This is a genomic window from Streptomyces sp. RP5T (assembly GCF_003933965.1).
Lineage (GTDB): Bacteria > Actinomycetota > Actinomycetes > Streptomycetales > Streptomycetaceae > Streptomyces.
In genome coordinates, this window is the sequence record NZ_RSAJ01000248.1 from 1 (window position 1) to 12,020 (window position 12,020).

A 12,020-nucleotide genomic window follows, 5' to 3' on the forward strand; every position below is an offset into this window, starting at 1 on the left:
GAGGGGGCCGGGGGCGCGGACGTGGCCTTCGGGGTCGGTGCGGAACTCCTCGACGGGGCCGCCCGCCTGCTCGGCGTCGGCGTCGGGGACGCCAGCGGCCTCGACTCCTGCGTGGTCGCGTCGGCCGCCGTGATGGGCAGGGCGCGCGGCGGATCGTAGGCCGTGCCCGCCATGACCGTGTGGACACCCCACCACGACAGCGTGACCGCCGCGCCCGTGGCGAGCAGCCAGGCCAGTACGTGTACGAGTCCTCTGCGCATCGCCCGCCATACTGCCTCACGCGCCCCACGGGCCGCACCCGGACTGAGTTGTCCACAGGCCCCGACCGCGCTCGCCCGAATCGCGTACGGTGCGGCGCATGGCAAGTGTGCTCGTGGTCGAGGACGACCAGTTCGTGCGCTCGGCGCTCATCCGGCACCTGACCGACGCCGCCCACACCGTGCGCAGCGTCGGGACGGCGCTGGAGGCGCTGCGCGAGGTCGCCCATTTCCGTTTCGACGTGGTGATCCTGGACCTCGGTCTGCCCGACCTCGACGGGTCCGAGGCCCTGAAGATGCTGCGCGGCATCACCGACGTCCCGGTCATCGTCGCCACCGCGCGGGACGAAGAGACGGAGATCGTCCGCCTGTTGAACGCCGGGGCGGACGACTACCTCACCAAGCCCTTCTCGGTCGAACACCTCTCCGCCCGGATGGCAGCCGTCCTGCGGCGGTCCCGGGCGGCGGGCGGTGACGCCCCGTCGGAGACCGTGCTGCGCGTCGGCGGCCTGAGCGTCGACCCGCTGCGCCGCCAGGCCGAACTGGACGGCGTCCGGCTCGACCTCACCCGGCGCGAGTTCGACCTGCTCGCCTTCCTGGCCGCCCGGCCCGGCGTGGTCGTACCCCGCAAGGAACTTCTCGCGGAGGTCTGGCAGCAGTCCTACGGCGACGACCAGACGATCGACGTCCATCTGTCCTGGCTCAGGCGCAAGTTGGGCGAGACCGCCGCGCAGCCCCGCTATCTGCACACCCTGCGGGGCGTCGGCGTGAAGCTGGAACCACCGGGCGGAGGGCTGCCGCTGTGAGATGGGCTCTGGTCAAGGTCTGCCTGGCGGTCACCACCATGGTCGTGGTCGCCTTCGCCGTCCCGCTCGGCCTCGTCATCAAGGAGATGGCCCGGGACCGCGCGTTCTCCAACGCCGAGCGGGAGGCGGCCGCCGTCGCGCCGGCCCTGTCCATCACCACCGACCGCGACCAGCTGGAGCGGGTCGTCGCCTCGGCGGGCGCGGACTCCGGGATGGCCGTGCACCTACCGGCGGGCAAGGGACAGCGGGCCGTGGACATCGGGCACCCGCGGGCCGGCGCCGACGACATCGCGACCGTGCGCCGACTGGGCCGCGCCTCCACCACCGGGGTGCCGGGCGGCTCCACCCTGCTCCAGCCGGTCGCGCTCAGCTCCGGCCAGATAGCCGTCGTCGAGGTGTACGTCCCCGAGTCCGCGGTGAGCAACGGCGTCGCGACCGCCTGGGCGGTCCTCGCCGGCGTCGGCATCGCGCTCGTCGTCGGCTCGGTCGCGGTCGCCGACCGGCTCGGCGTACGGATGGTGCAGCCCGCGCAGAAGCTCGTCGAGGGCGCCCATGAGCTGGGGGAGGGGAAGCTGGGCGCGCGGGTGCCGGAGGAGGGACCGAACGAACTCAGGCTGGCGGCCGTCGCGTTCAACTCCATGGCGGACCAGGTCGTCCAACTGCTGGCGAACGAACGGGAGCTGGCCGCCGACCTGTCCCACCGGCTGCGCACCCCGCTGACCGTGCTGCGGCTCAACGCGGCCTCGCTCGGGGACGGTCCGGCCGCCGAGCAGACCCGGGCGGCGGTCGCCCAGCTGGAGCGCGAGGTCGACACCATCATCCGCACCGCCCGCGAGGCCAAGCCGCAGACCGCGGCCGCAGGGCCCGGTGCCGGGTGCGACGCGGCCGAGGTGGTCCGGGAGCGGATGGGGTTCTGGTCGGCGCTCGCCGAGGACGAGGGCCGCAAGTGGCGGGTGGCAGGCGCCGACCGGCCGGTGCGCATCCCCGTGGCCAGGGCGGACCTCGCGGCCGCCCTGGACGCCCTGCTCGGCAACGTCTTCCGGCACACCCCGGAGGGCACGGCCTTCGCGGTCGACGTGCACAACGGCGAGGACGCGGTGATCGTGCTCGTCTCCGACGCCGGCCCCGGTATCCGCGACCCCGAGGCCGCCATGGCACGCGGACGGGGGTCCGGCAGCACCGGGTCGACCGGGCTCGGCCTCGACATCGTGCGGCGGCTCGCCGAGGCGACCGGCGGGGACGTACGGATCGGCAGGTCGGTGCTGGGCGGCACCGAGGTGCGGATCTGGATCCAGCTGGACGGCCGGGAACCGGTGCGCCGGGGACACCGGGTGCGCAGACGCCGGACGCGCAGACTGGTCTCTACCTTTAACCGGCCCCGATCCCTTCCTTAAGCGCGCCCTAAGATCCTCAAAGCCCGCCCTGATCAGGTCATTTGCCCGATTCCGGATCGCTAGCGTGCCGCGGCATGAGCATGCATCGGCGCAAGGTGAGCAGCACGAACAAGGTGATCGGCGGGGTGGTCGCCGCAGCCGCGGTCGCGGGGGGCGCGGTCCTCGTCTCCGGCACCGCCCAGGCGGCCGGGATCGGCGCCGCGTACACGAGGACCAGCGACTGGTCGACGGGATACACCGCGCAGTACGTCGTGACCAACAACAGCGGGGCGGCGGACCGGGACTGGAAGCTGGAGTTCGACCTGCCCCCGGGGGCGCGACTGAGTTCGTTGTGGAACGCCGAGTCCTCGGTGAGCGGACAGCACGTCACCGTGACCTCGGCGAAGTGGGACACCGACGGGCTGGCGCCCGGCAGATCGGTCACCGTCGGCTTCGTGGTCAACGGCACGGCGGATCCGACCGGTTGTCGCGTCGACGGCGCCAAGTGCTCCGCCGACGACACCGCGACCCCGGAACCCACCGGCCGCCCGACACAGTCCCCGACACCCACGCCCACGCCCACACCGACCTCCACGCCCACGGCCGCCCCCTCGCCCTCGCAGAGCACCGGAACAGGCACCGGAACGGGCACCGGCAACGCCGCCACCGCCGGCTTCGCCCCCTACGTCGACACCTCGCTCTACCCCGCCTTCGACCTCCTGGCCGCCGCCGACGCGACCGGGGTGAAGACCTACAACCTCGCCTTCGTCACCGACGGCGGCGGCTGCACCCCCAAGTGGGGCGGGGTGAGCGACCTCGCGAGCGACGCCGTGGCCGCGCAGATCGGCGCGCTGCGGGCGAAGGGCGGTGACGTCCGGGTCTCCTTCGGCGGCGCCTCCGGCTCCGAGCTGGCCACCACCTGCTCCTCGGCGGACGCGCTGGCGGCGGCGTACGGCAAGGTCGTGGACGCCTACGGCCTGACCAAGGTCGACTTCGACGTGGAGGGCGGCGCGCTGCCCAACGCGGCCGCCAACACCCGCCGTGCCCAGGCGATCGCCAGGATCCAGCGCGAGCACCCGGGCCTGGACGTCTCCTTCACCCTCCCCGTGATGCCCGAGGGCCTCACCCAGGACGGGGTGAGCCTGCTCGCGAATGCCAAGTCCAACGGCGTGAGCATCGCCACTGTCAACATCATGGCGATGGACTACGGTCCTGCGTACAGCGGCGACATGGGCACGTACGCCGAGCAGGCCGCCACCGCCACCCAGGCCCAGGTCAAGGGTGTCCTCGGGCTGTCCGACAGTGCGGCCTGGAAGGCCGTCGGCGTCACGCCGATGATCGGTGTCAACGACGTGGCCTCGGAGATCTTCAAGGTCGAGGACGCGGCACAGCTGGTCGACTTCGCCGAAGCGAAGGGGCTGGGCCCGCTGTCGATGTGGTCCGCGACCCGGGACAAGCAGTGCCCCGGCGGTGCGCGGCCCTCCGCCGACGCGACCTGCAGCTCGGTCGTCCAGGAGGCGTTCGCCTTCTCGAAGGCCTTCGCCGCCCACGACTGAACCGGTCGCCGACGGGGCTCCTGTGTCACTGGTAGGCAGGGATGTCGGTCACGTTTCGACAAATCGGGTCGATAGCTATTGACGCATGACCTGACATACCGCTGTCATTGCGCCACCGTGTTCGGTCAAGTTGGTTTCTGGTCGATTACGACCGGTCTCCGAATCCCTCCATGACCGGACCCCTGCCTTCAGGAGCCGTCCATGCGTGACCTTTCGTCTTCCCTGCCCTCGCCCAGCCGCCGTGGTGTGCTCAAGGGGGTGGGTGGTGCCGCTCTGCTCGGGGCGGGCATACCCCTGCTGTCCGCCTGTGGCAGCAGCGGCAGCTCCAGCGACCCGAAGACCGTGACTCTGGGGTCGAACGCGTCGGACGCGGTGCCGAAGAAGGCGTTCGCGGAGATCTACGCGGCCTTCCAGAAGCAGTCCGGGATCACGGTCGACGTGAACACCAAGGACCACAACACGTTCCAGGAGCAGATCAACTCGTATCTGCAGGGCACGCCGGACGACGTGTTCAACTGGTTCGCCGGCTACCGGATGCAGTTCTTCGCGTCCAAGAACCTCGCCTCCCCCATCGACGACGTGTGGGACAAGATCGGCGGGAACTTCCCGGACGCGATGAAGAAGCTGTCCAAGGGCGCGGACGGCAAGTACTACTTCGTGCCGCTGTACACGTACCCGTGGGCGATCTTCTACCGCAAGAGCGTCTTCCAGCAGCACGGCTACGAGGTTCCCACCACGTGGGACCAGCTGGTCGCCCTGTGCAAGCAGATGAAGAAGGACGGCCTGGTCCCGATCGCGTTCGGCGACAAGGACGCCTGGCCGGCGATGGGCACCTTCGACCAGATCAACTTCCGTCTCAACGGCTACGACTTCCACGTCGAGCTGATGGCGGGCAAGGCCGCGTGGACCGACGCCAAGGTCAAGGCCGCCTTCGACCACTGGGCCGAGCTGCTGCCCTACCACCAGGACGGGTTCATGGGCCGCACCTGGCAGGACGCCGCCCAGACGCTGGTGTCGAAGAAGGCGGGCATGTACCTGCTGGGCTCGTTCGTGGCGCAGCAGTTCACCAACAAGGCAGACCTGGACGACCTGGACTTCTTCGCCTTCCCGGAGATCAACCCGGCGTACGGGCAGGACACCGTGGAGGCGCCCACCGACGGCTTCATGGTCTCCAAGGCCCCGAAGAACAAGGCCGGCGTCAGCAAGCTGCTGGAGTACCTGGGCACCCCGGAGGCGGAGCAGATCTACCTCAAGGCCGACTCCAGCGTCGTGGCCGCCTCCAGCAAGGCCGACACCTCCTCGTACACGCCGCTCCAGAAGAAGGCGTACGAGATGATCTCGGGTGCCAAGAGCCTGACCCAGTTCATGGACCGCGACTCGCGGCCGGACTTCACCTCGACGGTGATGCAGCCCTCGCTGCAGAAGTTCCTGCAGAACCCCAAGGGCGTGGACAGTCTGCTGTCCTCGATCGAACGCCAGAAGAAGACGATCTTCGCGTCCTCCTGAGCTGAGCGGCTGAATGACTACCGACATCACCACGAAGAGCCCGGAGGCGGCCGCCGAGCCGCCTTCGGGCGCTGCCCCTGTCAAGCGGGTCCCGCGCGGCCACAAGCGCCTGCTGACCCGCCGTGACCGGGTCACGCTCGCCTTCATGGCGGGCGTGCCCACGGTCCTGCACGTGGCCCTGGTCTGGGTCACCGCGCTGGCCTCGATCGCGCTGGCCTTCACCAGCTGGGACGGGATCGGCTTCGATTCCATCAAGTGGGTGGGGCTGGACAACTTCAAGCAGCTGTTCAGCGACAACCCGCAGTTCTGGCCCGCCGTCGAGCACAACGTCATCTGGTTCGTCGTGCTCATCCTGATCCCGACCCCGCTGGGCCTGTTCCTGGCGGTGCAGCTCGACAAGAACATCCGCTTCTCCCGCGTCTACCAGACCGCGTTCTTCCTGCCGGTCGTGGTCTCCCTGGCGGTCACCGGCTTCGTGTGGCAGCTGGTCTACAACCCCGACACCGGGCTGATCAACAGCCTCATCGGGGCGAACAAGCCCGGCCACTACATCGACTGGATCGGCGACCCCAAGCTCAACCTGTGGGCCGTGCTGATCGCTGCCTCCTGGCGCCACACCGGCTACATGATGATCCTCTACCTGGCCGGGCTGAAGGGCGTGGACCCCTCCCTGCGCGAGGCGTCCTCGCTGGACGGCGCGAACGAGTGGCAGACCTTCAAGAACGTCATCTTCCCCACCCTGCGCCCCACCAACACCGTCGTCCTGGTCGTCACCATCATCGAGGCGCTGCGCGCCTTCGACCTGGTGTTCGTCTTCAACAAGGGCGCCCAGGGCACCGAGCTGCTGTCCATCCTGATCACCAACAACATCATCGGTGAGTCCAGCCGGATCGGGTACGGCTCCGCGATCGCCGTCGTCCTGCTGGTCATCTCCCTGGTGGTCATCATCCCGTACCTGATCGCGACCTTCCGGAAGGAGCGGCGCGCATGAGCACCCTGACCGCGCCGGCCAAGCAGCACACCCCGGTCCGCCCGGCCCGCGTCCTGCTGCACGTGTTCCTGACCGTCACCGCGCTGGCCTGGCTCGCCCCGCTGCTGTGGGCGGTCTTCGCCGCCCTGCGCCCCTACAGCGAGACCAGCAACAAGGGTTATGTGTCCTGGCCCGACAAGCTGAGCCTGGACAACTTCACCAACGCCTTCGAGCAGTCCGACATGATGCACTACTTCGGGAACACGCTGATCATCGCGATCCCCGCAGTGCTGCTGACCCTGCTGGTCTCCTCGATGGTCGCCTTCTACGTCTCCCGCTTCGACTTCCGCCTCAACATCTTCCTGCTGCTGGTCTTCACCGCCGGCAACCTGCTGCCCCAGCAGGTCATCATCACCCCGCTGTACCGCATGTACCTGCTCATCGACCTGCCCGGCATCACCATGAGCGGAAAGCTGTACGACTCCGCGCTCGGCCTGGTCCTGATCCACGTCGCGTTCCAGTCCGGCTTCTGCGCCTTCGTGCTGTCCAACTACATGCGGATGCTGCCGCACGAGCTGACCGAGGCCGCCCTGGTCGACGGCGCCTCGGTGTGGCGGATGTACTGGCAGATCGTGCTGCCGCTGTGCAAGCCCGCGATGGCCGCCCTGGCGACCCTGCTGTCCATCTGGATCTACAACGACTTCTTCTGGGCCATCGTGCTGATCTCCACCGGCGAGAACATGCCGATCACCTCGGCGCTGAACAATCTCTCCGGCCAGTACTTCACCGACCCCAACCTCATCGCCGCCGGCGCCCTGCTCACCGCCATCCCGACCCTGATCGTCTACTTCGCGCTCCAGCGCCAGTTCGTCAGCGGACTGACCCTCGGCGCCAACAAGGGCTGATCGCCCGCCACTTGAGAGAGAACCACCGTGCCCCACCCCTTCACCCCGCTCGCCTTGGTGCCCGTGGACCCGCGCAGGGCCCGCGTCCACGAGGAGGGCTGGCAGTCCTGGAGTCCCAGCGGGGCGTACGCCCTCGGTGACAAGCCGTACCGCCCGACGAACGACAACTGGGCGACGGTCTGCTACCGGCCGGGCGTCACCGTCCCCGAAGGCACCTTCCAGGGCGAGGGGCTGCTGGCGCTCGACCCGGGCGACGGATCGCCGGTGCGGCTGTGGGCGGCGGCGGACCCCACGCGTGAGGTCCCGTCGATCCGCCTGACCGTGGACGGCACCACCGCCCAGGTCGCCGCCGACGGCCCGGTGAAGGAGTTCACGGGCACGGACATCCAGGAGACGCTGGCCGGGTGGGCCGCCGGGCTCGGGGTCGAGACCCCCCGCCCGGCGCCCACCGTCTGGTGCTCCTGGTACGAGTACTTCACGCACGTCACCGAGGACGACATCCACGAGAACCTGCGTGCGATGGACACCCTCGACCTGCCCGTCGACGTCGTCCAGATCGACGACGGCTACCAGAGGGCCCTCGGCGACTGGCTCACCCTCTCGGGCCGCTTCCGCTCCCGCGCGGGCATCGCCGACGCGATCCGGGCGCGGGGCCGCCGGGCCGGCATCTGGACGGCCCCCTTCCTCGTCGACCCGGCGAGCGACCTGGCCGCCGAGCACCCCGACTGGCTGGTCGAGGACCTCGACGGAGGCTTCCTGCACGCCGGCCGCAACTGGGGCCACGACCTGTGCGTCCTGGACACCACCCACCCCGCGGCGGCGGAGTACCTGGTCTCGGTGTTCCGGACCCTGGTCTCCGAGGGCTACGACTACTTCAAGGCCGACTTCCTGTACGCGGGGGCGCTGGAGGGCGTACGCCACTCCTCCGCGGACGCGCTCACGGCGTACCGCTCGGGCATCGGACTCATCCGCGAGGCCATCGGCGCGGACGCCTACCTGCTCGGCTGCGGTGCCCCCGTCCTGCCCTCCATCGGCCTGTTCGACGCGATGCGGGTCAGCCCCGACACCGCCCCGCACCGCCGTCCCGAGGCGGACGACTACAGCCAGCCGGGCCAGGACCCGGCCGAGTTCACCGGAGCCGGCCGCCAGTGGCAGCACGGCCTGCTCTGGGTCAACGACCCCGACTGCCTGATGGCCCGCCCCGCCGTGGAGACCCGCGAGCGCTGGGCGGCCCACGTGGAGGCGACGGGCGGCCTGACGGCGTCGAGCGACCGCCTGCTGTCCCTGGACCAGTGGGGTGTGGAGACCACCCGCCGCCTGCTCGGAGGAGACGTCCGATGATCCCCGAGGGCATCGCCTACGGCGGTGACTACAACCCCGAGCAGTGGCCCGAGGAGGTGTGGGCCGAGGACGTCCGCCTCATGCGCGAGGCGGGCGTGAACATGGTCAGCGTCAACATCTTCGCGTGGGCGCTCCTCGAACCGAGCGAGGGCGCCTACGACTTCGAGCGCCTCGACCGGATCCTCGCCCTCCTCCACGAGAACGGCATCGCCGCGGACCTCGCCACCCCGACCGCGGCCCCGCCGGCCTGGTTCTTCCGCAAGCACCCCGACGCCCTGCCGGTCGACCGGGACGGCCGCAGACTGTCGTACGGCAGCCGCCAGACCTTCTGCCCCTCCAGCCCCGCCTACCGGGACGCCGCCCTGCGCATCGCCCGGGCCCTCGGGGAGCGCTACGCCGACCACCCGGCCCTCGCGATGTGGCACGTGCACAACGAGTACGGCGTCCCCGTCTCCGCCTGCTACTGCGACTCCTGTGCCGCCCACTTCCGCCGCTGGCTGGAGACGACGTACGGCGGTGTCGACGGCGTCAACGAGGCATGGGGCACCGCCTTCTGGGGCCAGCACTACACGAGCCTGGAGCAGATCGACCCGCCACGCACCGCGGCCACGGTCGGCAATCCCGGCCAGGCGCTGGACTACAAGCGGTTCGCGGACGCCACCATGCGCGAGAACTTCGTCGCCGAGCGGGACATCCTGCACCGGCTCTCCCCGGGCATCCCGGTCACCACCAACTTCATGACCGCGCTCAGCCAGTGCGACTCCGTCGACTACTGGGCCTGGGGCCGCGAGGTCGACATCGTCACCAACGACCACTACCTCATCACCGACGGCCGCCGCACCCACGTCAACCTCGCGATGGCCGCCGACCTCACCCGCTCGGTCGCGGGCGGCGCCCCCTGGATCCTGCTGGAGCACTCCACCTCCGGCGTCAACTGGCAGCCCCGCAACCCCGCCAAGGCCCCCGGCCAGATGGCCCGCAACTCCCTCGCGCACGTGGCCCGCGGCTCCGAGGGCGCCATGTTCTTCCAGTGGCGCCAGTCCCGGCGCGGCGCCGAGAAGTTCCACTCGGCGATGGTCCCGCACGGCGGCACCGACACGCGCGTGTGGCGCGAGGTCGTCGAACTGGGCGCGAGCCTCGACTCGTTGAACACGGTCCGCGGCACCCGCACCCAGGCGGACGTGGCGGTCCTGTGGGACTGGCACTCCTGGTGGGCACAGAACCTCGACTGGCGCCCCAGCGAGGACCACGACGCGCGCGAGCGCGCCGACGCCTTCTACGAGGCCCTCTACGACCGCCACCTCACGGTCGACTTCGCCCACCCGGAAGCCGACTTGTCGACCTATCCCCTTGTCGTCGTCCCCGCCCTGTACCTGATGACGGAGGCCGCGGGCCGCAACCTCCGGCAGTACGTCGAGAACGGCGGCACCCTCGTGGTGTCGTACTTCTCCGGCATCGTCGACGAGCACGACGCCGTCCACCCGGGCGCGTACCCGGGCGCGCTCAGGGACGTCCTGGGCCTGACCGTCGAGGAGTTCTCGCCCCTGCTGCCCGGCCAGTCGGTCCCGGTCACCGGCCCCGACGGCTCCGAGCTCACCGGCGACGTGTGGACCGAGTTCGTGGTGCCCCGCGGCGCCGAGACCGTGTGGACGTACGGCGACGGACTGACGGCCGGCCACCCGGCCGTCACCCGGAACCGGCACGGCGCGGGCACCGCCTGGTACGTCTCCACGCGCCTCGCCGCCCAGGGCCTCGACGCGCTGCTCGGCTGGGCCGCCGAGGACGCCCGGCTGCCCGCGCGCGCCGACCTGCCCCGCGACGTCGAGGTGGTCCGGCGCAACGGCGAGGCCGGTTCCTACGTCTTCGTGGTCAACCACACCGCGTCCGAGGCCAAGGTGCCCCTGGACGCGGCGGGCACCGAACTGCTGACCGGTGAACGCGCCTCCGGCCGTCTCGCCGTCCCGGCGGGTGCCGTCCGGGTCGTACGGCTCGACGGCTGAACCGACGCCCCTCCGCCCGCGAGACCACGAGCCGCGGGCGGAGGGGGCCTCACCCTCCGGGGGATGCCTGTACGGCCCCTGCTGCCGTGCCGTGCCTCCGCGCGCCTCGCCCCCTGAGTGGCGCGATTCCCCCTCCCGGCGCAGTCGCCCTCAACGGCCATTTTTCGCAGAGGAGTTCGATCTCGGACAAGCTCGGCGACCTGGAGGACAGGGCGGCGCCGGCTGCGGGACAGTGGACGGACCCAGAGGAGGGGCGGAGGGGACGACATGCTGAGGACTCCGGCCAACCAGAGGCGCCTGGACATCCTGGAGCTGCTGAAGGACCCGGTCGCGCACTTCCCCTCTCGGCGGCACGGCGATCCCGCCCGGGACGGAGTCACCGCCGCCGCGGTCGCGGACAGACTCGGCGTCTCCCGCTCGGTCGCGCAGACCCATCTCGGCCTTCTCGTGGACATCGGCCTGGTGCGCACCCGGAAGATCCGGTGGCGTACGTACTACCGTCGCGACGAGATGCGCATCGCCGAGGTGGCGCGCATGTTCGAAAAGGGCTGGTAGCGGCCCGTACCGGAAGGGCAGGCACCCGATGGACCGTCCCAGCGCACTGACGCCCCGCCACTACGTGGCCATCGGCGGCCACGGTCCCGAGGACGTCGTCGCCGACGCCCGCGGCCGTGTCCTCACCGGAGTGGCGGACGGCCGCATCCTGCGGATCGACGGGCTGACGGAACCCCTCACCGCCCGCGTCGAGGTGCTCGCCGAGACCGGCGGCAGACCGCTCGGGCTCCAACTCCTGCCGGACGACGCCCTGTTGGTGTGCGACGCGGAGCGCGGGCTGCTGGGCGTCGACCTCGCCGACGGCACCGTACGTGTCGTCGCCGACGAAGTGGCGGGGGAGCGGCTGCGGTTCACCAGCAACGTGGTGGCATTGTCCGACGGCAGCGTGTACTTCACGGTCTCCAGCCGCCGTTACCCCCTGGACCAGTGGATCGGCGACATCGTCGAACACACCGGCACCGGCCGCCTCCTGCGCCTGGCACCCGGCGACGACACCCCCGAAGTCCTGCTGGACGGGCTGCAGTTCGCCAACGGCCTCGCCGCGAGCGCGGACGAGTCCTTCCTGGTCGTCGCCGAGACCGGCGCCCGCCGCCTCACCCGCTACTGGCTGGACGGACCGTCGGCCGGACGAGCCGAGCCCCACGCCGAGAACCTTCCGGGCATGCCCGACAACATCTGGCGCGGCGGACCCGACGGCCCCGTCTGGGTCTCTCTGGCCGGCCCCCGCATCCCCCCGCTCGACCTGCTGCAC

Annotated in this window: 10 protein-coding genes and 1 pseudogene; 10 read left to right on the forward strand and 1 reads right to left on the reverse strand. The window is 70.7% G+C overall.

Annotated elements, in window-relative coordinates:
• Positions 1-260 (reverse strand): annotated as a pseudogene (locus EHS43_RS48000) (hypothetical protein); the annotation flags it as partial.
• Positions 261-358: 98 nt separating this feature from the next.
• On the opposite strand from EHS43_RS48000, the gene EHS43_RS24240 reads away from it, so the two are divergent.
• The 10 genes from EHS43_RS24240 to EHS43_RS24285 all read left to right on the forward strand — a co-directional run.
• Entirely contained in the window at positions 359-1,063 is a 705-nt protein-coding gene (locus EHS43_RS24240; protein ID WP_125192877.1) for a response regulator transcription factor, read from the forward strand.
• Positions 1,060-2,457 carry a HAMP domain-containing sensor histidine kinase gene (locus EHS43_RS24245; protein WP_125192878.1) on the forward strand — a complete coding sequence of 466 codons (1,398 nt, stop codon included), beginning with the start codon at positions 1,060-1,062 and terminating at the stop codon, positions 2,455-2,457. Before EHS43_RS24240 ends, EHS43_RS24245 begins: the two co-directional genes overlap by 4 nt.
• A gap of 74 nt (positions 2,458-2,531) precedes the next feature.
• Entirely contained in the window at positions 2,532-3,992 is a 1,461-nt protein-coding gene (locus tag EHS43_RS24250) for a cellulose binding domain-containing protein (protein WP_125192879.1), read from the forward strand.
• A 201-nt stretch (positions 3,993-4,193) separates the two neighbouring features.
• Positions 4,194-5,498 (forward strand): ABC transporter substrate-binding protein, encoded by a 1,305-nt coding sequence (locus EHS43_RS24255; RefSeq protein ID WP_125192880.1) that lies wholly within the window; start codon positions 4,194-4,196, stop codon positions 5,496-5,498.
• 13 nt (positions 5,499-5,511) lie between these two features.
• Positions 5,512-6,489: a carbohydrate ABC transporter permease gene (locus tag EHS43_RS24260; protein ID WP_125192881.1), complete on the forward strand. Its 978-nt coding sequence runs from the start codon at positions 5,512-5,514 to the stop codon at positions 6,487-6,489.
• A complete protein-coding gene (locus tag EHS43_RS24265; protein WP_125192882.1) occupies positions 6,486-7,373 on the forward strand; it encodes a carbohydrate ABC transporter permease in 888 nt (295 codons plus the stop codon). Before EHS43_RS24260 ends, EHS43_RS24265 begins: the two co-directional genes overlap by 4 nt.
• 27 nt (positions 7,374-7,400) lie before the next feature.
• Positions 7,401-8,714, forward strand: a complete 1,314-nt coding sequence (locus EHS43_RS24270; protein ID WP_125192883.1) for a glycoside hydrolase family 36 protein — start codon at positions 7,401-7,403, stop codon at positions 8,712-8,714.
• Entirely contained in the window at positions 8,711-10,714 is a 2,004-nt protein-coding gene (locus EHS43_RS24275; RefSeq protein WP_125192884.1) for a beta-galactosidase, read from the forward strand. The genes EHS43_RS24270 and EHS43_RS24275 overlap by 4 nt, the downstream gene beginning before the upstream one ends.
• A 267-nt stretch (positions 10,715-10,981) precedes the next feature.
• Complete coding sequence (locus EHS43_RS24280; RefSeq protein ID WP_125192885.1) at positions 10,982-11,269, forward strand: helix-turn-helix transcriptional regulator; 288 nt, start codon at positions 10,982-10,984, stop codon at positions 11,267-11,269.
• A 28-nt stretch (positions 11,270-11,297) separates the two neighbouring features.
• Positions 11,298-12,020: SMP-30/gluconolactonase/LRE family protein (locus EHS43_RS24285; protein ID WP_125192886.1), on the forward strand; the 723-nt coding region annotated here is incomplete at its 3' end.

Bases quoted from the DNA above. Each gene is read 5' to 3' on its own strand.
- EHS43_RS24240 (WP_125192877.1), top strand. From the start codon at position 359: ATGGCAAGTGTGCTCGTGGTCGAGGACGACCAGTTCGTGCGCTCGGCG.
- EHS43_RS24250 (WP_125192879.1), top strand. From the start codon at position 2,532: ATGAGCATGCATCGGCGCAAGGTGAGCAGCACGAACAAGGTGATCGGC.
- EHS43_RS24255 (WP_125192880.1), top strand. From the start codon at position 4,194: ATGCGTGACCTTTCGTCTTCCCTGCCCTCGCCCAGCCGCCGTGGTGTG.
- EHS43_RS24260 (WP_125192881.1), top strand. From the start codon at position 5,512: ATGACTACCGACATCACCACGAAGAGCCCGGAGGCGGCCGCCGAGCCG.
- EHS43_RS24265 (WP_125192882.1), top strand. From the start codon at position 6,486: ATGAGCACCCTGACCGCGCCGGCCAAGCAGCACACCCCGGTCCGCCCG.
- EHS43_RS24275 (WP_125192884.1), top strand. From the start codon at position 8,711: ATGATCCCCGAGGGCATCGCCTACGGCGGTGACTACAACCCCGAGCAG.
- EHS43_RS24280 (WP_125192885.1), top strand. From the start codon at position 10,982: ATGCTGAGGACTCCGGCCAACCAGAGGCGCCTGGACATCCTGGAGCTG.